The organism is Curtobacterium sp. MCBA15_012 (assembly GCF_001864935.2).
Classification (GTDB): domain Bacteria; phylum Actinomycetota; class Actinomycetes; order Actinomycetales; family Microbacteriaceae; genus Curtobacterium.
Map to the genome: position 1 here is coordinate 1,714,320 of NZ_CP126267.1, position 22,202 is coordinate 1,736,521.

At 73.3% G+C, this 22,202-nt stretch carries 22 protein-coding genes; 9 read left to right on the plus strand and 13 right to left on the minus strand.

Annotated elements, in window-relative coordinates; all coding sequences use genetic code 11:
- Positions 1–324 precede the first annotated feature (324 nt).
- Both QOL15_RS07890 and QOL15_RS07895 read right to left on the minus strand, forming a co-directional pair.
- Complete coding sequence (locus QOL15_RS07890; RefSeq protein ID WP_071246921.1) at positions 325–1,332, minus strand: alpha/beta hydrolase; 1,008 nt, start codon at positions 1,330–1,332, stop codon at positions 325–327.
- Positions 1,325–2,875 (minus strand): MFS transporter, encoded by a 1,551-nt coding sequence (locus tag QOL15_RS07895; RefSeq protein ID WP_071246922.1) that lies wholly within the window; start codon positions 2,873–2,875, stop codon positions 1,325–1,327. Before QOL15_RS07895 ends, QOL15_RS07890 begins: the two co-directional genes overlap by 8 nt.
- 317 nt (positions 2,876–3,192) lie before the next feature.
- Here QOL15_RS07895 and QOL15_RS07900 point away from each other — a divergent pair, with 317 nt between their 5' ends.
- Positions 3,193–3,354: a hypothetical protein gene (locus QOL15_RS07900; RefSeq protein WP_175473831.1), complete on the plus strand. Its 162-nt coding sequence runs from the start codon at positions 3,193–3,195 to the stop codon at positions 3,352–3,354.
- A gap of 72 nt (positions 3,355–3,426) precedes the next feature.
- Entirely contained in the window at positions 3,427–4,395 is a 969-nt protein-coding gene (locus tag QOL15_RS07905; RefSeq protein WP_071246923.1) for an AraC family transcriptional regulator, read from the plus strand.
- A gap of 100 nt (positions 4,396–4,495) precedes the next feature.
- On the opposite strand, the gene QOL15_RS07910 is transcribed toward QOL15_RS07905, so the two are convergent.
- Positions 4,496–5,332, minus strand: coding sequence for a helix-turn-helix domain-containing protein (locus QOL15_RS07910; RefSeq protein ID WP_071246925.1), 837 nt, complete (start codon positions 5,330–5,332; stop codon positions 4,496–4,498).
- A 170-nt stretch (positions 5,333–5,502) separates the two neighbouring features.
- On the opposite strand from QOL15_RS07910, the gene QOL15_RS07915 reads away from it, so the two are divergent.
- Positions 5,503–6,255, plus strand: a complete 753-nt coding sequence (locus QOL15_RS07915; protein ID WP_305405809.1) for an SDR family oxidoreductase — start codon at positions 5,503–5,505, stop codon at positions 6,253–6,255.
- A 92-nt stretch (positions 6,256–6,347) separates the two neighbouring features.
- Here the strand turns inward: QOL15_RS07915 and QOL15_RS07920 are convergent, their stop codons facing one another.
- The gene (locus tag QOL15_RS07920; protein ID WP_305405810.1) at positions 6,348–7,106 is read right to left on the minus strand and encodes an inositol monophosphatase family protein; all 759 of its coding nucleotides are present in this window, start codon (positions 7,104–7,106) and stop codon (positions 6,348–6,350) included.
- Positions 7,107–7,279: 173 nt separating this feature from the next.
- Here QOL15_RS07920 and QOL15_RS07925 point away from each other — a divergent pair, with 173 nt between their 5' ends.
- Positions 7,280–8,086: an alpha/beta fold hydrolase gene (locus tag QOL15_RS07925; RefSeq protein ID WP_071247230.1), complete on the plus strand. Its 807-nt coding sequence runs from the start codon at positions 7,280–7,282 to the stop codon at positions 8,084–8,086.
- A gap of 99 nt (positions 8,087–8,185) precedes the next feature.
- Here QOL15_RS07925 and QOL15_RS07930 read toward each other — a convergent pair whose 3' ends face one another.
- A complete protein-coding gene (locus tag QOL15_RS07930) occupies positions 8,186–8,869 on the minus strand; it encodes a DUF1345 domain-containing protein (protein WP_254784113.1) in 684 nt (227 codons plus the stop codon).
- Positions 8,870–9,151: 282 nt separating this feature from the next.
- On the opposite strand from QOL15_RS07930, the gene QOL15_RS07935 reads away from it, so the two are divergent.
- Positions 9,152–10,222 (plus strand): magnesium and cobalt transport protein CorA, encoded by a 1,071-nt coding sequence (locus QOL15_RS07935; protein ID WP_071247228.1) that lies wholly within the window; start codon positions 9,152–9,154, stop codon positions 10,220–10,222.
- A 30-nt stretch (positions 10,223–10,252) separates the two neighbouring features.
- On the opposite strand, the gene QOL15_RS07940 is transcribed toward QOL15_RS07935, so the two are convergent.
- The 6 genes from QOL15_RS07940 to QOL15_RS07965 all read right to left on the minus strand — a co-directional run bounded on the left by QOL15_RS07940 (position 10,253) and on the right by QOL15_RS07965 (position 15,534).
- Complete coding sequence (locus tag QOL15_RS07940) at positions 10,253–10,882, minus strand: TetR/AcrR family transcriptional regulator (RefSeq protein WP_139197473.1); 630 nt, start codon at positions 10,880–10,882, stop codon at positions 10,253–10,255.
- A gap of 70 nt (positions 10,883–10,952) precedes the next feature.
- A complete protein-coding gene (aroQ, locus tag QOL15_RS07945) occupies positions 10,953–11,594 on the minus strand; it encodes a gamma subclass chorismate mutase AroQ (RefSeq protein WP_071247224.1) in 642 nt (213 codons plus the stop codon).
- Complete coding sequence (locus QOL15_RS07950) at positions 11,591–11,836, minus strand: hypothetical protein (RefSeq protein ID WP_071247222.1); 246 nt, start codon at positions 11,834–11,836, stop codon at positions 11,591–11,593. Before QOL15_RS07950 ends, aroQ begins: the two co-directional genes overlap by 4 nt.
- 252 nt (positions 11,837–12,088) lie before the next feature.
- A complete protein-coding gene (locus tag QOL15_RS07955) occupies positions 12,089–13,018 on the minus strand; it encodes an acetamidase/formamidase family protein (protein ID WP_071247220.1) in 930 nt (309 codons plus the stop codon).
- On the minus strand, positions 13,015–14,466 hold the full coding sequence (locus QOL15_RS07960; RefSeq protein ID WP_071247266.1) for an APC family permease: 1,452 nt from the start codon (positions 14,464–14,466) through the stop codon (positions 13,015–13,017). The genes QOL15_RS07955 and QOL15_RS07960 overlap by 4 nt, the downstream gene beginning before the upstream one ends.
- A 153-nt stretch (positions 14,467–14,619) precedes the next feature.
- Positions 14,620–15,534: a proline iminopeptidase-family hydrolase gene (locus tag QOL15_RS07965; protein WP_254784112.1), complete on the minus strand. Its 915-nt coding sequence runs from the start codon at positions 15,532–15,534 to the stop codon at positions 14,620–14,622.
- An 82-nt stretch (positions 15,535–15,616) separates the two neighbouring features.
- On the opposite strand from QOL15_RS07965, the gene QOL15_RS07970 reads away from it, so the two are divergent.
- On the plus strand, positions 15,617–16,351 hold the full coding sequence (locus QOL15_RS07970; RefSeq protein WP_254784111.1) for a FadR/GntR family transcriptional regulator: 735 nt from the start codon (positions 15,617–15,619) through the stop codon (positions 16,349–16,351).
- 104 nt (positions 16,352–16,455) lie between these two features.
- Here QOL15_RS07970 and QOL15_RS07975 read toward each other — a convergent pair whose 3' ends face one another.
- Positions 16,456–18,036 (minus strand): Na+/H+ antiporter, encoded by a 1,581-nt coding sequence (locus tag QOL15_RS07975; RefSeq protein WP_071247214.1) that lies wholly within the window; start codon positions 18,034–18,036, stop codon positions 16,456–16,458.
- Between the two features lie 211 nt (positions 18,037–18,247).
- On the minus strand, positions 18,248–19,831 hold the full coding sequence (locus QOL15_RS07980; RefSeq protein ID WP_254784110.1) for a UDP-N-acetylglucosamine 1-carboxyvinyltransferase: 1,584 nt from the start codon (positions 19,829–19,831) through the stop codon (positions 18,248–18,250).
- A gap of 234 nt (positions 19,832–20,065) precedes the next feature.
- On the opposite strand from QOL15_RS07980, the gene QOL15_RS07985 reads away from it, so the two are divergent.
- From QOL15_RS07985 to QOL15_RS07995, 3 genes are read left to right on the plus strand one after another with little or no spacing between them, the layout of a single operon-like run.
- Entirely contained in the window at positions 20,066–20,380 is a 315-nt protein-coding gene (locus QOL15_RS07985; protein ID WP_071247212.1) for a flagellar FlbD family protein, read from the plus strand.
- Positions 20,380–21,198 carry a motility protein A gene (locus QOL15_RS07990; protein WP_071247209.1) on the plus strand — a complete coding sequence of 273 codons (819 nt, stop codon included), beginning with the start codon at positions 20,380–20,382 and terminating at the stop codon, positions 21,196–21,198. The genes QOL15_RS07985 and QOL15_RS07990 overlap by 1 nt, the downstream gene beginning before the upstream one ends.
- A gap of 1 nt (position 21,199) precedes the next feature.
- Positions 21,200–22,132: a flagellar motor protein MotB gene (locus QOL15_RS07995; RefSeq protein ID WP_071247207.1), complete on the plus strand. Its 933-nt coding sequence runs from the start codon at positions 21,200–21,202 to the stop codon at positions 22,130–22,132.
- Positions 22,133–22,202: the final 70 nt, after the last annotated feature.

Consider the following 22,202-nt stretch of genomic DNA (forward strand, 5'->3'; position numbering starts at 1 on the left):
CGAGCACGACGATCTAGGACCCGTCCTCCCGGTTCGCGACTCAGCCGATCCGGTCGCCGGTGGGCACCCACCGGTTCGAGTGCGGGTCGCGCGTCCGGTAGATCGCGGTAGGCACCGGGCCTCCCGGGCAGCGCCCGTCTTGAACGCGCACCGAGTTCAGGTCTGCTCGCGCCCCGACCGGACATGCGCGTCCGGTGCGTTCTGTCGACGCCCCTTCAGCAGGGCCGCCGGGCCGCCACCAGGGACGGTCGCGGGACGCGACCGGACGTCGGACGGGAGGAGCGGCACCGCTGGCACCGCGCCTCCCGTCCGGCGGACCGCACCTCAGGGACGCGGTGCCGCCGGTCCCAGCAGTCGCGTCGTCCAGTCGGCGAGCGCGCCGACGGCGCGTCGCGACACGACGGCGTCGGGCACCATGCTCGTGAAGCCGTGGAACGCTCCCGGCCAGACGTGCAGCTCGGCGTCGACGCCCGCCGCCCAGAGGCGGCTCGCGTACGCGACGGTCTCGTCGCGGAAGACCTCGGCGGTCCCGCAGTCGACGTACGCCGGGGGCAGGCCGGACAGGTCGGTGGCGCGCGCCGGTGCGGCGTACACCGAGACGTCGTCGGTGCCGCGGCGGGTGCCGAGCAAGGCGTCCCACCCGAAGCGCGTCATCCCGCGGTCGGCGACGCCGACGCCGTCGATCTGCCGCGTCGACACGGTGTCGTCGCGGTCGTAGAGCATGGGGGAGACGAGGACCTGCGCGAGGATCGCCGGCCCACTGCGGTCGCGGGCGAGGAGTGCGGTGCCGGCGACGAGCCCGGCGCCGGCGCTCTGTCCGGCGACGACGATGCGGTCGGGGTCGACGCCGAGCCCGGCCGCGTGCTCGGCGACCCAGACGAGGCCGGCGTAGCAGTCCTCGACCGGGGTGGGGTCCGGGTGCTCGGGCGCGAGGCGGTAGTCGATGCTCAGCAGGACGACGTCGTGGTCGAGCAGCCACCCCTCGTAGGCGTCGAGGTTGCCGAGGTGGTGGCCCATCACCATCCCGCCGCCGTGGACGGTGTAGACGGCCGGGACGGTGCCGGTCTGCCCGGTGCGCCGGACGACGGCGAGGTCGATCGGTGCCCCGAGGTGCCCGGGCACGCTGACGGTGCGGCGCTCCCACCCGCGGGCGTGGAGCCAGGCGTCGAGCGACTCCTCGGTCTGCTCGAGCCGGCGCATGTGGGGGAGTGCCTCGGGGGTCAGGGTGAACGGGCCGCGCGCGTCGAGGGCCGTCAGGAAGGGGACGAGCTCGGGGTCGAACGGCGGACGGGCGACGGTGGTGGTGGCTGTGGTGGTGGGCGTCTCAGGCACGGGTCGACTCCTGGTCGGTGGTGGGGGTGGTGTGGTCGGGGGAGGTGCGCGGGTCGGTCCCGGCCCCTGGCTCGGTGTCGTCGCCCGGTCGGGTGTCGGTCCGGGTGCTGCGACCGCGGCGGCCCGCGACGATGCCGACGGTGACGAGCACGGCGGCGAGGACGGTCACCGCGATGGCGGCGACCTGCACCGCGGACGAGAACGCGGCACCCTCGGCGGCGGACCGGTGCACCGCTGCGACGCTGCCGGTCACGAGGGCGGCGAGGACGGTGCCGCTCGCGGCGATCCCGACCGCGGTGGCGAGTTCGCTCGCGGTGTCGACGAGGGCCGCGCCGACCGAGGTGCGGTCGGCGGGCAGGCCGGTCAGCACGCTCGTGCCGGCGACCGCGCCGACGACCCGCATCCCGGCGGCGACGAGCACGAGGGCGACCACCACGAACGGGTACCCGTGGCGACCGAGCCCGGCGAAGACGGCGAGTCCGGCGACGACGGCCACCGCGCTCGTCCACGCCGCTCGGTCGAGGCCGACGCGGGCGACGAACGGCCCGACCAGGCGGCCGCTCGCGAGGAGCACGACCACCTGCGGCAGGGTCCCGACGGCGGCGAGGGCGGGCGGCCACCCCCACCCGGACTGCAGCTGGAGCGTGACGAGGTACGACAGGCCGGCGGTGGCGAGCCCGGCGGCGGCCTTGTGGGCGAGGCCGCTGGCCACGAGGGGGCGCGCGACGAGCCGGAGGTCGAGCAGCGGGTGCGGCGCGGTGTGCTGCCGGACGACGAAGCCCGCGGCTGCGAGCACCGTGAGCACCACGGCGGCCCACGAGCCGGCACCGGCACCGACGACGAACAGCGTCGGCGTGACGAGGACCCCGGCCACCGCGACCGCACCGGTGACGGCGCCGAGCAGGTCGACCGGGTCGCGGTGCAGGTCGCCGGCACGGTCGACGGCGATCCCGGCGCGGATGCCGACGCACGCGACGACCGCGACGGGGGCGTTCGCGACGAGGAGCACCTGCCACGGCGCCACCGCGAGCACGAACCCGCCGATGGTCGGTCCCACGGCGAGGCCGACGAGTCCCGCGGTCGAGATGACCGTGAGCGCCCGGACACGCAGGTCCTGCCGGTCGAACAGCCGGAACGCCAGGGCCATCGACCCCGGCGTGGTCATCGCGGCGGCGATGCCGGTGAGCGCGCGGACGACGATGAGCTGCTCGACCGAGGTGACGAGGACGGTCGCGATGCTCACCAGGGCGAGCAGCACCAGACCGACGAGCATGACGCGGCGGCGGCCGAACCGGTCGGCGACGGCGCCGAACAGGAGCATGAGGCCGCCGAACGCGACCGAGTAGGCGCCGGAGACCCACTGCAGGGCGGCCGTCGACGCGGTGAGGTCGCGGCCGATGGTCGGGAGCGCGACGGTGAGGACCGAGTTGTCGAGCATCTCGAACAGGAACACGGCTGAGAGTCCGGCGAGGGCGACCCAGGCGTCGCGGAGACGGGGTGGAGCCGCGGTCTCGGGGACCGGGGACGAGGTGGGGACGGACACGGGCGCACTCCTTCGACGAAGAAGTGGCGACTCCCGTGAGTCACGTACGCGGTGCCGCCGGCCGGGGCCGGAGGCGTTTTTCCCTCTGCGCCAGACGCTAGCGCACGTCCGGGCAGCGGCGCCACCGTTCGCGGCGGGTGGCGCTAGCCGGAAGGCGAACGTAGTTAGACAAACTAACCTCCGGGTCGCATGCTGGTCCGGCGCCCGCCCGAGGTGCACTCCCCAGCAGTGAGGCGGTTCGTCATGGCACGGACAGCAGGTCCCTCCACCGCCGACCGCGAGACGGCTGCCGGTCGCACCGAGACGACGGTGTCCCCGTGACGCCGCACCCGACGCTGTCCGAACTCCGGACCCGCCCGAGCGAGTGGCACCGCCGCGGCATGAGCCACCCCGACGAGCTCCAGGCGATGGTGCACCGACGACTCCTCGAGGACGTCCCGACCGAGCCGACCTACAGCGACTTCTTCACCGCTCCGTGAGGCGCCCGGACCGAGGTGAGTCTCGCTCGTGACTCACAGCCACTCCTCCCGGCCGCGTGCGACCATCACCCCATGACCGCCGCAGTCCCGGACGTCCGCCAGGTGGCGGCAGCGACGGGCGACGACCTCGACGCCGCCCGGGCGCTGTTCGAGGGCGCGTACGACGCGGCGGGCTTCCTGCCGGAGCGGACGGCGCGTCCGTTCGGGTACCGGTTCCGGTCGGTCGGCAACGCCACCCTGACGCTCGACGCCAAGCGGTTCGACGGTCGGATGGCCGGCGAGGTCGACGCGACGAGCCACTACTTCGTCACCTGGGTCAGCGACGGCGGCGGCGTCGTGGACATCGGCCGCGACGAGGTCGTGCTCGCCCCGGGTCGTCCGGTCGTGTTCCCCAGCGCGCGGCCGTTCCGCTTCGACCTCGCCGACGTCCGGCAGAACGTCGTGCAGTTCGACCGCACCACGCTCGAGCACGTCGCGGCGGAACTGCACGGCACCGAACCCGCGCCGATCGTCTTCGACCACGCGGCCGCCCCGGTCCGGAGCGCGCTGCGCTTCTGGGACGCCGAGCTCCGGGGCACGGCCCCGACGGTCCTCGGCTCCGCCCCGCTGTCGCCGCTCGCCATGGCCGAGGCCGCGCGGCGGACCGCGTTCGCGATGCTCCGGACGTTCCCGCACGTGACCCTCGCGACGCGTGCACCGGTGCCGCCCCAGGCGACGGGCCGCGTCGAGCAGGCCATCGAGTACATGCACGCCAACGTCGAGCGCCCGCTCTCGACCACGGACGTCGCCGAGTACGTGGGCCTGAGCGTCCGCGGGCTGCAGCAGGGGTTCCAGCGCCAGGTCGGCGAGACCCCGAACGGCATGCTCCGCGGCATGCGGCTCGACCGGGTGCGGTCGGTGCTGCGCTCCCGTGCGCTGGGCGAGGTCACCGTCGCCGGCGTCGCACGCGAGTGGGGCTTCGCGCACGCCGGCCGCTTCTCGGCCGCCTACGCGAAGCGGTTCGGCGAGTCGCCGAGCGAGACCCTCCGCCGCCCCCGGTAGGTGGCCGCCGGTCCGGCGCCGAGACGGACGGGAGGCGCGGTGCGGGCCCGACCCGCGCCTCCCGTCCGTCCCCCGGTCGCGTCCACGCGACCCGCACCCGTCAGTGCTGGCTCGCGGATCCCGCGGTCGCGCCGAGCGCGGTGAGCAGCCGGAGCTTCTCCGCGCTCGCGCTGCCCGCCTCGGGGTAGTACGTGACGAGGACGAGCCCGTCGACCGGCAGCTTCTCGCGGAGCAGGTCGAGGCGACCGACCACGGGGTGCTCGACGACGACGCTGCCGCCGGTCATCTCCCGGACGTCGTGGCGTGCCCAGAGCTCGCGGAACCGCGCGCTCGCGATCGACAGCTCACCGACCAGGGCGGCGGCGCGTGGGTCCGAGCCGTCCTCGCCGAAGGTGTGCCGGGCCGCGGCGACGAAGGACGCGAGGGAGTCCTCCCAGTCCACCTGGAAGGCGCGCTCCTCCGGGTCGAGCACGAGTGACCGCAGCCGGTTCTGTCCGGGCGTCAGTCGTGGCGAGAACGCCGTCGCCGGGCCGTTCGCGGCGAGGACGTCGAACGTGCGGCCCTCGAGGAAGGCCGGGACGTCGAGCGCGGCGAGCAGGTGGTGCAGGCGCGGTGGCACGCGCTCGGCCGCCGGGGCTCGGCGGGTGCGGGGCCGCGGGGCGGTGAGCCCGAGGAGGTAGGCGTGTTCGACGTCGTCGAGCTGCAGGACCCGGGCGATCGCGGTGAGCACCTGCGGCGAGGGGTTGGCGTCGCGACCGCGTTCGAGGCGCAGGTAGTAGTCGGCGCTGATCCCGGCGAGGAGGGCGACCTCCTCGCGGCGGAGGCCGGGGACCCGTCGCCGCGTGCCCTCGGGCAGGCCGACCTGCTCGGGCGTCACCAGGGCGCGTCGGGCGCGCAGGTACTCGCCGAGCACGTTGACCGGTCCCGTCGTCTCCACCCCGCCGACGCTACGCGACCCCGGCGCCCGCAGCGGGGGTCCTGCCACTCCCCGGATGCGCGGGGTCCTCCCGCCCGGCTCCGCGTCGTCGCACGATCGACACCGTCGGACCGCCCGGTCCGACGGACAGCGTCGGGCCCCGCTCCCGACCAGCACGGACAGGAGACACCATGCGCACCACCGACCGCACCGCCCTCGTCGTCGGGGGCACCTCCGGCATCGGCCTCGGCCTCGCGCGACGGCTCGCCGCAGCCGGCAGCACCGTCGTCGTCGGCGGACGCGACCCCGAGCGCGACGCGGGCCGGTTCGACGGCCTCGACACCGTCCGGATCGACGTCACGGACCCGGCGTCCGTCCTCCGCGCACGCGACGAGGTGCTCGACCGCCACCCCGACCTCGACCTGCTCGTGACGATGTCCGGGGTGATGTCGCAGGAGGACCTGCTCGACCCCGGTCATGCAGTAGCAGCCGAGACGACCGTGGCGGTCAACCTGCTCGGCACCATGCGCGTGGTCGACGCGTTCCTGCCGCACCTGACCGCGCGGGGCGCTGCCGACGTCGTCACGGTGTCCTCCGGGATCGCGTTCCTGCCCTTCCCGCTGATGCCGGCGTACGGGGCGTCGAAGGCCGGCGTGCACGCGTGGACCGAGGCGCTGCGTCCCCAGCTCGCCGGGACCGGCGTGACCGTCACCGAGCTCGTTCCGCCGGCGGTCGCGACGGCCGGGCAGGAGCGGGTGAACCCGCGGGCGCTGCCGCTGGACGCGTTCCTCGACGAGGTCCTCGCGATCCTGGCCACCGAGCCGACCCCGCAGGAGGTCGTCGTCGAGGCCGCGCAGTACCTGCGGTGGGCCGAGCGGGACGGGACCTACGCGGACCTGCTCCGGGTGCGGTCCGAGCCGCTGTCCCAGCTGCCGGGGCGGTGAGCCCGGGGGGGGGGGGGGCGACGGGCCCTTGGGCGCTGAGCCCGGGGCGCTGGGCCCGGGTGCGCTGGGCCCGGGGCGCGCTGCCGGTGGCGTCAGCCCGCCTGCGTCCGGAGCAGTGCGGCGGCCTCGCGGACGGCCGTCGGCGCACCGGCCAGGTGCCAGTCGTGCCCGTGCGCCCGGACGACCTCGGCCGTCCCGCCGACGCCCTCGACGAGTGCCCGCCCGGGCAGCCAGTCCCACGCGGCGCAGTCGACCTGCACCCACAGGCCGATGCGTCCCGCGGCGACGTCGGCGAGGTCGCACGAGCCGGAGCCGCTCACGCGCAGGGTCGCCGCCGCGGCGAGCAGCGCGAACAGGGGAGCCGTGGCGTCGTCGCGCAGATGTGCGGCGTTGAGGAACGTCGCCACGCTCGCCCGGGCCAGCGGGAGGTCGGCGATGTCGGGCACGACCTGCCCGTCGCACTCGGTCCGGCCGTCGAGCGCGACCCAGGTCTCGTCGGGCAGGTGCCGACGGACGGCACCGGCGGTCAGCACCCCGTCCGTCTCGAGCGCGACGGCGCTGCACCACGCGGGCAGCCCGGCGACGTAGTTCCACGTGCCGTCGATCGGGTCGACGTGCCACCGGCGACCAGAGGTGCCGTCGGCGTGCGCGCCCTCCTCGCCGGTGACGCCGTCGTCCGGACGGTGGTCGGCGAGCATGCGACGCACCAGGTCCTCGGCGGCGCGGTCGGCCGCGGTGACGAGGTCGGCGGCGGACGTCTTCTGCGTCGTCTCCGTCCCCCCGCGGCGCATGGTGGCCGCGAGGTCCGCGGCGTCGGTCACGAGGGCGGTGGCGAGGGTGCGGTCGTCCATCCGGTCACGGTAGCGGGCGTCGGACCGGGCCGGGACCAGCGCTCCGGCGGCGTGTCAGGGCGCGGTCGCCGCGATCGACCGCGCCGCGCGGTCCCGTTCCGGGGCGCTCTCCATCGGCACGTCACGGCAGCACGGGCCCGGGCTGTGTCGGCGTCGGTCGCTACGGTTGTCCGGTGATCATCCGCACCGAGGGTTCCGGCCGTCCGCTCGTCGCGCTGCACGGCTTCGGGCTCGACCACCGCGTGATGCTGCCGCTCGAGCACATGGTGGGCGACGCTCCGTGGCGGCGGGTCTACGTCGACCTGCCGTGGACCGCGGCCGCCCGGCGCGCGGCAGCGGACTCCGGCTCCGCGCGGGTCCCGACCAGCACCCTCGAGGTCGCTCGGGGCGTCGTCGCCGAGCTCCGCGACGCGCTCGGCGACGAGCCGTTCGCGGTGGTCGGCAACTCGTTCGGCGGCATGGTCGCCCGGTACGTCGCGCACGAGCTCCGGGACCAGGTGCTCGGCCTCGCCACCCTCGCCGGCGTCGTCGAGGCCGTGCACGCTGCCCGGACCGTCCCGGAGCGCACCGTCCTGCGCGTCGATCCGTCCGTGCTCGACCGCGCCGGTGACGCCCGCGACGACTTCGTCGCGAACAGCGTCGTGCAGGACGCAGCCACCTTCGACGCCTTCGTCGCGGGGGTGCTGCCCGGCCTCCGGGGTGCCGACCAGGCCGTGCTCGACGCCGTCGCGGAGGACTACGCGCTCCCGGTGGAGCCCGAGGCTGCCCACCCGGAGCCGTTCACCGCGCCGACGCTGCACCTGTTCGGTCGGCAGGACGAGGTCGTCGGGTACGAGGACGGGCTCGCCCTCCGGGACCACTACCCGCGCGGGTCGTTCGTGGTCCTCGACACGGCCGGACACAACGTGCACCTGGAGCAGCCCACGGTCACCGCAGCGCTCGTGCGCGACTGGCTCGCGCGGATGGACGCGACCGCCTGACGGACGGGAGGCACGGTGCGGGCCCGCCACGCGCCTCCCGTCCGACCGTGGTCGGGTGTCGAGCCGGGCGGGACCCGGACTGCGCTCGCCCGCGGTCGGTCAGCTGCCGAGACCGGCCACCAGGTTGATGACGCTCGCGATGACCACCGTGCCGAAGAAGAACGACAGCAGCGCGTGCCGCAGCGTCGCGACGCGGATCGCACTCGACGTGATCGACGTGTCGGACACCTGGTACGTCATGCCGACGGTCACCGCGAAGTAGGCGAAGTCGGAGTAGCGCGGCGGCTCCTGCTGGTTGAAGTCGATCCCGCCGGGCGCGCCGCTGTAGTACAGCTCGGCGTAGCGCAGCGTGAACAGGGTCTGCACGAGCAGCCACGACAGGAAGACGCTCACGACGCCGAGGGCGGCCGCGGCGTCCTGCGCGCTGCCGTGCAGGTCCCGGGCGGTGCTCAGCACGACGAGGATCGCCACGACGCTCGCTGCGGAGGCACCGACGAGCAGCAGGTCCGACACGGTGCGGCGCGGGTCCTCGCGGGCGGCGTGCTGCGCGGTGCGCTCGGCGTCGTCGTCGAGGAGCGGGAACGCCGTCACGACGTAGACCGCGCACGCCGCCGCCCACCCGACCGAGGCCGACCAGCGGGGGCCGACCACGAGGGCGGTGACGACGGCCGCGACCAGGCCGACGACGACCATGAGGACGAGGCGTGTGCGGTACCGCCGGGAGCGGCCGACGTGCGGGGTCGGCATCGGGACCGGAGCCGGCGGGTTCGGGGACGGGGACACGGCTCCACCCTGGCCGCGTCCGCCGTCACGGCACCGTGCAGCGTGCGCCTGCTGCTGAGGGTGCGCCCAGGTCCGGCCCGCGCTGCACGTGGCGCGTGGGCCTGCCGTTCGCCGCTCGCCGTCTGGGGCGTGCCGCCGTGCGCCTGGGCTGGGGAGGGCATGCCGGTGCGTACGGGGGCCGTTCGGATCCCGTCAGGACGCCGGGTCGTGGCCGTCACCGCGGGTACGATCGCACGGGCCGTCCGACGGCCACGCACCGGCACCCGACCGAGGAGGACCGCGATGGCCCTGATCGACAACGGCATCTACGTGGACGGCGTCCGCACCCAGTCCCCGACCGACCTGCGACGGACGTACGACGCCCTCGACGCTGCCGGCGGCGGTGCGATGGCGTGGATCGGGCTCTTCCGGCCGACCGACGCCGAGCTGACCTCGGTGGCCGACGAGTTCGGGCTCCACCCGCTCGCGGTCGAGGACGCCAGCAAGGGGCACCAGCGCGCGAAGCTCGAACGGTACGGCGACACGCTCTTCGTCGTGCTCCGGCCCGCCTGGTACGACCACGACGCCGAGACCGTCGAGTTCGGCGAGGTGCACCTGTTCACCGGCGACGGCTTCGTCGTGACCGTCCGGCACGCCGCGCGACCGAACCTCGCCGACGTGCGGAAGCGGCTCGAGACGGACCCGGAGTGGCTCGGTCGGGGATCCGAGGCCGTGCTGTGCGCCGTGCTCGACGAGGTCGTGGACGGCTACGCCCCGGTCGTCGCCGGGCTGCAGGACGACGTCGACGAGATCGAGGACGACCTGTTCGACGGCGACGTCGACCCGGACTCCTCGAAGCGCATCTACCAGCTGCTCAGCGAGGTGATCGGGTTCCAGCGGGCGATCAGTCCGCTGCCGGGCATGGCCCGCTCGCTCCTGCTCGGGGCCGAGAAGTACGGCACCGACCCCGAGGTGCAGAACCAGCTGCGGAACGTCCTCGACCACGCCATCCGGATCACCGAGCGCGCCGACACGTTCCGCGCCCTGCTCGAGAACGCCCTGACGTTGCACGCGACCCTCGTCACGCAGGAACAGAACGACGCGATGCGCCGGATGACGAGTGCGTCGCTCGCCCAGGGCGAGGAGAGCCGTCGGCTCGCGCAGGCGTCGATGCGGCAGGGCGAGGAGGTCAAGAAGATCTCCTCGTGGGCGGCGATCCTGTTCGCGCCGACCCTGGTCGCGTCGATCTACGGCATGAACTTCGACCACATGCCCGAGCTGCACTGGACGTTCGGGTACCCGTTCGCGATCGTGCTCATGCTCGTGATGGCCGTGGTGCTCTGGGTCGTCTTCAAACGGCGCGGCTGGCTGTGACCCCGCGCCTCCCGTCCGCCGTCCGCGCCGTCAGGCGCGACCGCTGGTCGCGGCCTCCGCCACGGACGCGACCCGGTCGGCCGCGTCGGGGATACCGAAGGACGTGAGCAGGGGGACCCAGAGGGCGCGCAGGCGGTCGACGAGGTCCTCGGTCGTCGTCGGCACCGACGAGGTGACGAGGCCGAACGTCGCCTCGAGGAGCAGCTCCTCGGCGCGGTCCGGCAGTGGTGGGGCGTCCTCGGAGCGAGCGGCGTCGAGCTGCTCGCGGATGAAGTCCACCCACACGAAGCCGCGGGGGACCTCGACGTCGGTGTGCAGGAGCTCGCGGAGCAGTCGGACGGCGCCGCCGGCACCGGGCCGCTCGCGGGTCTCGAGCGCCGTGTCGAGCAGCACCCGGGTCAGACGCTCGACCCCGGCGGGTTCGTCCGAGGCCTCGGCGACCGTGGCGGTCCAGCGGACCTGCTGCTCCTCGATCACGGCGACGGCGAGCGCGTGCTTCGAGGGGAACAGGTGGTACCCGATCGCGGACTTCGGTCGGCCCATCGCCTCGGCGATGCGGGCGAAGCTCGTCGCCTCGTAGCCGTAGCGGGCGAACTGGGCCCCGGCCGCGGCGATGATCGCGTCGCGGGAGGCGGCCATCGCTGCCTGTCGTCGGTTCACGGTGCTCCTGGTCGGTCCCGGGTCGTCGGGTCGACCCGGGACCACTCTAGGAGGCAGTGGACCGTCGGCGTCAGGCGCGGCAGAAGCTCGACCACGCGACGTGCAGGCCCTTGCGCTGCAGGGACCCGAGCCCCGGTTCGACCCGCTGCCGCTCGGTGACGACGGCGTGGGCGCAGCGCGGCTCGGACGCGACGGGCGTCACCGCCGCGAGCCGGTCGACCAGGTCGTCGTCGATCTGCGTGATCTGCGTGCGCACCGCCGTCAGGTCCGGAGCCGTCGTCGGGGCGGACGACGGGTCGTGGGTCCACCGCGTGAACAGGCCGCGCTGCACGAGCTTGCTCGCCGCGATCTGGTCGCGGAGGACCCGCTCCACGAGGTCCGGGTCGACCCCCTCCGCGCGGGCCCGGGCGACGCCGGCGTCGATGACGGCCTGCTCCCGCGTCGGATCGGCGATCGGCTTCCCGCTGAGCCACTTGCTCTCGGCGACGGGCTCGGCGAGCGCCAGTCGGCTGACGACGAGGTCGCCGACGGGCCGAAGCCGATCGGCGTCGGCCTGCGACGTGGTCGCCCCCGCCCGGTTCGCGGTCGCCGTCTGGGTTGCCGGGTCGGCGACGCTCGGCCGGGTCGCGGTCGCGGCGACGGCCGGCGCTGCCGCGGTGAGACCCGAGCCGACCACCGCGGCCACGAGGCCCAGCAGCACGGCGGTGGTCATCGTGGCTCGTCGTCGAGCAGTCGTGGTTCCGTGGTCCATGGGTGTCCTGTCTCCTCCTGGTCGAGGAAGCGGATCGACACCTCGGTGCTCCGGCGTCGGAGCGCCCGACGGAGGGGCTCCACGACGAGTTCCGACCACACGGGGTAGACCTCGACGTGGTCCACCGCGGACGGGCACGAACACGACTCGACCACGGGCACGTCGAGGCCGGGGTAGACCGTGGTGACGCGGTGCAGCACCATGCCGCCGCTCCTTCCTGTCGCCAGACGATCGTCTGACGACAGGAAGGTACAACGCGGGTCGCGCCCGGCGCGATGAGGGTGCGCTCAGCCCTCGGCTACCGCGCTGGGGCGGGCGGCGCGTGGTGCGAGGTGCTCCCGCACAAGCGGAAGCAGCTCGCGCCACGGCGAACCGTGGTGCGAGCTGCTTTCCGTTGTGCGAACCGCGCCGCGACCGCAGCGCGACCGCGACCGCGCGCGACCCCACTCGCGCCCCTACAGCACAGCCTTCGGCACCCGGTGCAGCGTCACGGCCCCGACGGCCGCGAACGGGTGCAGCGGGTCCGGGTCGCCCGAGCCGGTCGGGCCGCCGAGCTTCGAGTCGCCCACGGCGCTCAGCACGGCGTAGGCGTCCTCGGCGGTCCAGCCGTGCTCGTCGACCAGGAACGCGAACGCGTCCTCGTAGCCGCGCCGGACGCTCTCCTGCACCGGGTCGCCGAGTCCGACGAACAGCCACTCCTCGGGGGTCTCGATCCGGGGTGCGCGGAGGGCCGGGCCACCCTTGACCAGGTCGACCGAGACGATCGCGGTGCCCTGGGCCTCGATCGCGACGAAGGACGACTCGCCCTCGGCCATCAGCGCGTGCACGTCGCCGATGGACAGCAGCGCCCCGGGCACCCGGACGGGCAGGTACACGGTGGAGCCGGGCCGGGCCTCGGTGACGTCCATGTTCCCGCCCTCGGCGTACGCGGGCATGATCGTCGAGTTCGTCCCCTCGGCCGGGGCGACCCCGATGCAGCCGATCATCGGCCGGACCGGGAACGCGTGCCGGTCGGTGACCCGCACGACGCCGTCCTCGATCGGGCAGCGGCGGGCGAAGACGCCCTCGGGCATGACGTGCTGGAGCGCGCCGGACCCGGGCAGCGAGACCGACCAGCCGTGCGTGGTGAGCTCGATGTCGTGGATGTGCACCGCGAGGGTGTCGCCGGGTTCAGCACCCTCGACGTGGACTGGGCCGGTCACCGGGTTGATCGGTGCCTGCAGCTGTCCGAGGTCGTGGTGCCGGTCGAGCTCGGCGTACACGGCGTCGGTCGTCTCGAAGCCGATCGTCTCGCCCGTGCCGGGACGGACCCGCAGCACGGGGTCCCGGTCGGCGGCGAAGCCCGGGACGCCCAGGGTGTTCGGCAGGAAGTGGTCGGGGGTCATGCGTGGTCCTTCCCGGTGGTGGTCGATGCGGCGTCCGTGCCGGCGCCGCCCTCGCCGAGCGTCCCCGGCTCCTCCGTGCCGACCTCGGTCGAACGGCCCGTCGCGCGGTAGTACAGGAACACGCCCGCGCCGACGACCAGCCAGACGATGCCGCCGACCTTCGCCTCGACCGCGGCGTTGAGCAGCACGTAGCCGATGACCAGGAAGCCGATCAGCGGTACGACCAGGTGCAGGAGCCAGTTGCGGGACTTCCCCTTCACGACGTGGTGCACGACCACTGACACGTGCAGGAGCATGAAGCCGAACAGTGCACCGAAGTTCACCAGGGACGAGATCGTGTCGATCTGCCCGACGAAGAACAGCACGAGGATCGCGGACAGCACCGAGACCACGATGATCGCGTTCTGCGGGACCTGCCGGCCGTTCAGCTTGTGCAGGAACGCCGGGAGCTGCCGGTCGCGGCTCATCGAGAACAGCAGGCGGCTCGTGGCGGCCTGCGCGGCCATGGCGTTCGCGATGCCCACGGCGAGGACGTTCACGGCGAAGAACGCCGTCGCCCAGCCGCTCGACGACGCCTGCTCGACGATCGTGAAGAAGGCGTTGCCGGCCTCGCTGTCCGAGAACGCGTCGCGTCCCGCGGCGAGCGCCGACGCGAGCCACGTCTGCAGGACGAACAGGAACGCGACGATGACGAGCGCGAGGATCATCGCGAGTCCGGCACCGCCGCGGCGGCCGGTGGACTCCTCGGACAGGGTGGAGATGCCGTCGAAGCCCAGGAAGCTCAGCACCGCGATGGACAGGGCGCTGGCGATGAGCGGGGCGGACACCTTCGACGGGTCCCACACCTGGTCGGTCGAGAACGAGGCGCCGGGCACGGTCCCGCCGGTGAGGGCGACGATCGCGATGACGACGAAGATCGCGACGAACACGAGCTCGATGAGCAGGAAGACGCGGTTCGCCAGCTTGAGCGACGACACCCCGAGCAGGTTGATCACCGTGTTGATCGCGACGAACAGCAGCGCCCAGAGCCAGCGGGGCGTCCCGGGGAAGATCCCGACCATGCTCTCCGCGGCGAACACGTAGAGCAGCGTCGGGACGAGCAGGTAGTCGAGCAGGATCGCCCAGCCGGCGAAGAACCCGGCGGTGGGGTGGATGCCGCGGCCGACGTACGAGAACACGCTGCCGGCGAGGGGGATCGACTTCGCCATCTGCGCGTAGGCCAGGGCGGTGAAGATCATCGCGACGAGGCCGACCAGGTAGACGAGCGGCACCATGCCGCTCGACGCGTTGTAGACGGTGCCGAAGATCGCCCACGGGGCGATCGGCACCATGAAGACCAGCCCGTACACGAGCAGGTCGGTGGTGGACACGGAGCGCTTGAGCTCCTGCTCGTAGCCGTAGGCCTCGAGCTGCTGCTGTGCGGACAGCTCGCTGTGCTGCTGCGACATGGGGTTCCGTTCGGGGAGACGGTGCGTGGTGAGGGGGGAGACGGACGGGAGGCGCGTGGCGGGGTGGTGCCGCACCGCACGTCCGGTGGACCGACGGTCGGGAGGCGCTTGGCGGGGTCGTGCCGCGCCTCCCGTCCGGCGGGTGGTCGCGACCTACCTGGTGGGCTGGTCGTCGTGGGTCGCCGCGAACGCGGCGACGACGCGGCGGAACTCCTCGGGCTGCTCGAGGTGCGTGCAGTGGCTCGCGCCCGGGAAGACGTGCTGGCGGACGTCGGCGATGCGCTCGACGAAGGGCTGCCAGGTGGCAGGGGTGGCCTCGTCGTGCTCACCGGCGACGACGAGGGTGGGCACGGTGATGCGGTCGAGCCGGTCGACGATGGTCCAGTCGCGCATGGTGCCGATGACGTGGAACTCGTTCGGGCCGTTCATGGTGTGGTAGACCGTCGGCTCCTGTTCCATCTGGGTCTCGGAGTCGACGAAGTCCTGCGGCATCGGCACGACACGGCAGACGTGCCGCTCGTAGAAGACCTGGGTCGCGGCGAGGTACTCGGGGTCGTCGACCGTGCCGGCCTGTTCGTGCCGGGTCAGGGCGTCCTGCACGTCCTCCGGCAGCTGCGCGCGGAGCTCGGCGGCCCCGTCGACCCAGAGCTGCATCGACGCAGGGGAGTTGCAGATCATGAGCGACCGGAGGCCGACCGGCCGTCGGACGGCGATCTCGGCGCCGAGCATCCCGCCCCACGACTGCCCGAGGACGTGGTGGTCGCCGAGGCCGAGGTGCTCGACGAGTGCGGCGTACTCGTCGACGAAGAGCTGCGGGACCCACGTGTCGACGGGGGCGTCCGGGCGGTGGGAGCTCCGACCGCAGCCGAACTGGTCGTGGTGGACGACGGTCCGACCGGTCTCGTCGGCCAGGGCCGCGAGGTTCCGGAGGTAGTCGTGTGCCATCCCGGGGCCGCCGTGCAGGACGACGAGGGGCAGCGCTCCCGGCGTGGGGCGGTCGGGCTCGGTGACGCGGTACCACGTGTGGCCGTCCTGGAACGGCATCGTGCCTTCGGTGATGCGGGACATGGAGTGCAGCATGGCCCGGTCAATGGTCCCGTGCAAGACCTTTCCGCGTCCTTTAACGTGGACGAAACGCGAGGAGGAGCCAGTGGTCGCGGAACGCGCTCCGGAGAGCCGGGTCGACGAGGTCGAGGACCGACTGGTCACGGCCGTGGCCGTCGGCGAGTACCTGCCCGGTGCCCGGCTCCCCGCGGAACGTGAGCTCACCGTGCTGCTCGGGGTGGGGCGGGTGACGGTCCGGTCGGCCCTCGCCCGGCTGGTCGACCGCGGGCTGCTCGAGACCCGGCGGGGTCGTGGCGGCGGCACCTTCGTCCGCACCCAGTGGCCGGACTCGTCCTCCGACGCCGTCGGCCGCACCCTGATCGCACGGTGGGCGGGCATCCGCGAGACCACCGACGCGGTCGCGCTCCTGCACGGGGCGCTCGCGACCGCGGCGGCCGAGCGGGTCACCCCGACGACGGCCGAGCGGATCCGGGACCGGCTCGAGGCGTTCCGGACCGCGGCCACCGGGTTCGAGAAGCAGCAGGCCGACGCCGTCCTGCACCGGACGATCATCGACGCGGCGGGCAACGCCGTCCTCGCCGGGACGCTCGCGGGGCTCGAGTCGCAGGTGTCCATCGCGGCACCGGCGCACCTGTGGGGGACGGCCGAGGGCATGGCGGAGATGGAGGACCGGGCGCTCCGCGAGCACGAGGCGCTCGTCGATGCGGTCTGCGCGGGACGTGCGGTCGAGGCGGGGGAGGTCGCCCGGCGGCACGTCGGGATCGACCTCGAGCTGCTCGAGCGGGCGATGCGTCGGACCGGGCAGGTGCCGGCGCACTAGGGTCCCGGCCGGTCGACGTCGCCCGTGCGGTGCCTCCGGGGCGGTTCCGGGCCGGTCGGGGTCAGGGCAGGTCCAGTCTCCCGGGCCGGTCGGGGCCAGGCCGGTCAGGGCGGGGTCGACCCCTCGAGCCGTGCCTCCTCGGCGTCGTAGCCGGCGCGGACCTGGCGGAGCACGAGGTCGTCGATCTCGTCGGCGTCCCGCAGCCGCAGCAACGTGGCCGCCTTGTGCTGCACGAGGGCCAGCTCGAGCGCGACCGCGGAGTCGTGCCGCTGCAGCGCCGGGTGGTCCTCGTCCTCCTCCTCGCGGGCCTGGATCACGTCGAGGTGTGCCTCGTAGTCCTTGCGGATCCGGTCGACGGTGGCGCGGTCGGCCCCGGCCGCGCGGGCGAGCCGGGGGAGTGCCGCGAGGGCCTCCTCGATCGCGGTGCGCTCGGCCAGTCGCCGTTCCTCGCCGACCGACTCGTCCTCCGGCAGGGCGGCACGGCGCAGGACCGCGGGCAGTACGAGCGCCTGACCGACGATCGTGACGACGACGACGCCCGCGGTGACGAACACGATGAGGTTCCGCTCGGGGAACGCGCCGCCGGACTCGAGCGTGCGCGGGACGGCGACCGCCATCGCGAGCGACACGGCACCGCGGAACCCGGCGAACCCGCTGACGAGGCGGTCGCGGCGGCCCTCGCGGGGCTCACCGCCGAACCGCCGCGTCACGAGCCAGACCGTGCCGCCGATCGACCCCTCGAAGGCGAACCGGACGAGCACCAGGACGACCGAGACGGCGAGGACGATGCCGATCCCGCAGAGGACCTCGCCGGCGTCGAGCTCGCGGGCGGCGATCATGGCCTCGATCCCGACGAGCACGAACAGCGCCCCGTTGAGCAGGTAGGTGAGGAAGGACCAGAACGCGCGCACCTGCTGCCGGGTCTCGGCGCGGTCGAGCTTCGGGGCGACCTGGCTCACGACGATGCCGGCCGCCACCACCGCGAGCACCCCGGAGGCACCGATCGCCTCGGCAGCGAGGAACGCGGCGAACGGGACGAGCAGCGTGACCAGGTTCTCGAGCACCACGGTGTCCACACGGCGCAGCACGAGGGTGCCGAGCCAGGCAGCGAGCAGTCCGGCCGCGACGCCGCCGACGTAGGACAGCACGAGCATCCCGGACACGTTCCAGAACGTCAGCTCCTGCGTGCCGACCGTCACCGCGACCGCGATGCCGTACACCACCAGGGTGGTGCCGTCGTTGACGAGGCTCTCGGCCCGGAGCACCGTGACGTTCCGGCGGGGCAGCATCTTGGTCAGCACACCGACCGCGGTGGCGTCGGTCGGGGCGACCGCGGCGCCGAGCACCCACGCGGGTCCCCACGGCAGCCCGAGCAGGTGCAGCAGCGTGGCGACGACCCCGGCCGTCACGACGACCAGCACCGTGCCCATGAGCACGATGCCACGGAGGTTCTTGCGGATCTCGCGCAGCGACGTGGTCAGGCTCTCCCAGTACAGGAGCGCCGGCAGGAAGAGCAGCAGCACGGCCTCGGCGGGGAGCTCGACCCGCGCGAAGGTCGGTACGAACGCGAGCAACGCGCCGATCACGAGCAGCAGCACGGGCGGTGCGACGCGGATGCGGTCGGCCACCGCAGCCGTCACGGCGATCGCCAGGCCGAGGACGACCACCAGTTCAGGACCGAGCACGTGTCTCCTCACGCTGTCGGACGGTGGACCCGTCCGCCGGGCCAGTCAACGCGTGGGACCCTGCGTTCCCTTCCCGATCGGTGCCGGGCGTCCGCTCGACGCGGCGCCGGGTCCGCCCGACCACTCCCGCAGGACCCTGACGAGGGCGGTCCCTCGCAGCGGCGGACCGCTGTGGGGAACCGCCCTCGTCAGGCGTGCCGGGGTGTCGGGCTCAGTCGTGGAACGTCTCGATGGACGCACCGAGCGAGTTGAGGCGCTCCTGCAGCTGCTCGTACCCGCGGGCGATGATTCCGACGTTGCGCAGGACGCTCTCGCCCTTCGCCGCGAGCATCGCCAGCAGGATGACCACCGCGGGGCGCAGGGCCGGCGGGCAGCTCACCTCGGCGCCCGAGAAGTGCGTCGGACCGGTGACGTCGAGCCGGTGCGGGTCACGGAGCGTGACGGTCGCACCGAGGCGGGTCAGGTCGAGCAGGTGGATCGCTCGGCCCTCGTACACCCAGTCGTGCACGAGCGTCGTGCCCTCGGCCATCGCGGCGATGACGACGAAGAACGGCAGGTTGTCGATGTTCAGCCCCGGGAACGGCATCGCGTGGATCTTGTCGATCGGCGCGTGCAGCTCGGACGGGTGCACCGTGATGTCGACGAGGCGGGTGCGGCCGTTGGCGGCGGCGTACTCCTCGCTGACGTCGAAGCGCAGGCCCATCTCGGCGAGGGTCGCGAGCTCGATCTCGAGGAACTCGATCGGCGCACGGGTCACCGTGAGCGTCGAGGACGTCACGATGCCGGCGGTCAGGAGGCTCATCGCCTCGACCGGGTCCTCGCTCGGCCAGTAGTCCACGACCTCGTCGATCCGGCTGCGACCGGTGATCTTCAGCGTGGTGGTCCCGATGCCCTCGACCTGCACCCCGAGCAGCTCGAGGAAGAAGCAGAGGTCCTGCACCATGTAGTTGGGGCTGGCGTTGCGGATCGTCGTCACGCCGTCGCGGGCGGCCGCGGCGAGGATCGCGTTCTCGGTCACGGTGTCGCCACGCTCGGTGAGGACGACCGACGAGGTCGGCACGGCCTGGTTCGCGACGCCGACCTCGTACCAGCCGGATGTCGCCTCGACGTCCACGCCGAACGGCCGGAGCGCGATGAGGTGCGGTTCGACGGTCCGGGTGCCGAGGTCGCAGCCGCCGGCGTAGGGCAGGCGGAACTCGGGGTACCGGCCGCTGAGCGGGCCGAGGAACATGAGGACGCTGCGGGTGCGGCGTGCCGCGTCGGCGTCGATGGCGTCGAGCCGCAGGTCGTCGGGGGCCACGATCTCGAGCACCTCGCCGTCCTCGGACCACGTCACGGTGGCACCGAGGCTGCGGAGCACGTCGATGATGCGGTCGACCTCGACGATCCGGGCGACCCGGTGCAGGCGGGTCACGCCACGGTTCAGGAGCGACGCGCACAGCAGCGCGACGGCGGCGTTCTTGCTCGAGTTCACGGCGATCGAGCCGCTGAGCTTCCGCCCGCCCTGCACGCGCAGGTGCGAGCGCTGCGGGGCGCCGCCGATCGAGACGATCTGCTGGTCGAGCGCCTCGCTGATGCGCGTGAGCATCTCGAGGGACAGGTTCTGGCCGCCCTGCTCGATCCGGTTGATCGCGCTCTGGCTGGTGCCGACGCGTTCGGCGAGCTGGGTCTGGGTCATCGAACGGCCCTTGCGGGCGCCGCGGATGAGGGCGCCGACCTCGCGGAGGGGGGCCGAGGGGGTCGCCGGGGCAGCAGCCTGGTCGGCGGGCGTGACGACGGTGGAGGTGTCGGACATGCGCGCCACGCTAACACGCTCATGAGATAAAGCAGGGCTGCACACGCATCGGACTCGCAGGTTCGGATCGGGAATATCTCGTCCATGAGAAGTTCCACGACGGGTGTCGATCGCCGCCCGGCTGATCGCTAACGTGCCCGGCCGTCCCGCCGATAGGCCTCGGTGCAGCACCACGGACGGAGCTGCATCCCGCCCCACGGACGGCGGCGGGACGATCGAGAACCAGGACGGGCCATGATCGTCGTCACACGACTCAACGGCAGCGCATTCGCTGTCAACCCCGACCTCGTCGAGCGCATCCAGGAGACGCCGGACACGACGCTCATCATGGTCGACGGGGCGAAGTACATCGTCCGCGAGTCCATGGCCGCGGTCATCGACCTCGTCGCCGCGTACCGCGCCCGGATCGTCGGCATGGCCTCCGGTGCCGCCGATCCCGCGCTCCGCGCCACCGACCCCGGGCTCCGCACCGTGACCGGTCCGCAGCCCGTCCTCGCCCCCGTCGCCGCGCTGCCCACCCCGGCCCGCTCGCTGGACGGGGCCCGCTGATGGACATCGCGACCATCGTCGGCATCCTGCTCGCCTTCGGCGCCCTGTTCGGCATGGCGCAGATGGAGCACGTCGAGATGGCGGGGCTCTTCCTCCCCGCCCCGATGCTCCTCGTGTTCGTCGCCACGATCGGCTGCGGCGTCGCGAGCACCACGATGAAGGACGCCATCGCCGCGTTCAAAGCTGTCCCGAAGGCGTTCACCGGCAAGGTCACACCGCCGCAGTCCGTGATCGAGGACGTCGTCGCGCTGGCCGAGACCGCCCGCGCGAACGGTCTGCTCGCGCTCGAGCAGGAGGCCGAGAAGCACGACGACCCGTTCATGAAGAAGGCGCTGCAGAACATCGCGGACGGCACCGACGGCGACGAGCTGCGGATCCTGCTCGAGGACGAGATCGAGTCGAACGCCGCACCGATGCGGAGCGCGAGCGCGTTCTTCATGGGGCTCGGCGGGTTCGCGCCGACCGTCGGCATCATCGGCACCGTCGTCTCGCTCACCCACGTGCTCGCCAACCTCGGCAAGCCGGACGAGCTCGGCCCGCTCATCGCGAGCGCCTTCGTGGCGACGCTCTGGGGCCTCCTCACCGCGAACTTCCTGTGGCTGCCCTTCGGCGGCAAGCTCCGCAAGCTCGCGCAGCTCGAGACCGACCGGCAGACGCTGCTCATGGAGGGGCTCCTCGCCGTGCAGGCCGGCAGCCAGCCCCGCCTGCTCGGCGAGCGCCTGAAGGCCATGGTCCCGCCCGCGGCCCGCCAGGAGCCGACCGGCAAGAACGGCGGGAAGAGCACCGCCGACGTCGACGACCAGCAGCTGGCGGCCTGACGTGAGCGCCAACCCGCGTGGTCGGGGCCGAGGCCGCAAGCGCGGTGGACACGACGAGGCCGAGCACCCCGACGAGCGCTGGATGGCCTCGTACATGGACATGATCACGGTCCTGATGTGCATGTTCCTGGTGCTGTTCGCGATGTCCTCGGTCGACCAGGACAAGTACATCGCCCTGAAGAACTCGCTCGCGACCGGCTTCGGCGAGGTCAAGAGCGGCAAGGTGGACACCGCCTCGGGCACCGTCGTCACGAAGTCCGAGGTGACGAAGGACGGCAAGGGCTACGCGACCGACAAGTCGGACGCCGACCACTCGACCGCGGCGTCGGGGGCGAAGGACACGAACGTCGACCCGGCGTCGACCGCCGTGCCGCCGGTCGCGTCGAAGGCGGACCTCGCGGCCGCACAGCACGAGCTCGACGACCTCAAGGCGATCCAGGCCGCGATCCAGGCGAACCTGCAGCAGTCCGGGCAGACCGCGAACGTGCAGTTCTCGGTCGACGCCCGCGGCCTGACCGTCCGGCTGATCGGCAGCGAGACGTACTTCGGGACGAACAGCGCCGACCTGTCCGACCAGGCCCGCCGCATCATGGACGCGATCGCGCCGGTCCTGTCGACCAGCCAGCACGACGTCAGCGTCGAGGGGCACGCCGACCAGCGGAACTCGACCGCCCCGTACGCGACGAACTGGGAGCTCAGCGCCGCCCGCGCGACCGGGGTGCTCCGGGACCTCGTCGAACGCGGGGGCATGTCGGCTGAGCACGTGCAGAGCGTCGGCTTCGGGTCGAGCCGCCCGCTGGCGAAGGGCGACACCGAGTCCGACCTCGCGCTGAACCGCCGCGTCGACATCGTCGTGCTGTCGAACCAGGACCAGGACGTCAGCGCCCTGATGCCCGCACTCGCCACGGCACAGGACGGAGCACGCCAGGGCTGATCCCGACGAGACACCCTCCGCCTCCCCAGTACGGGGTACAGCGCTACCGGCCGATCCCCAGCGGACCGAT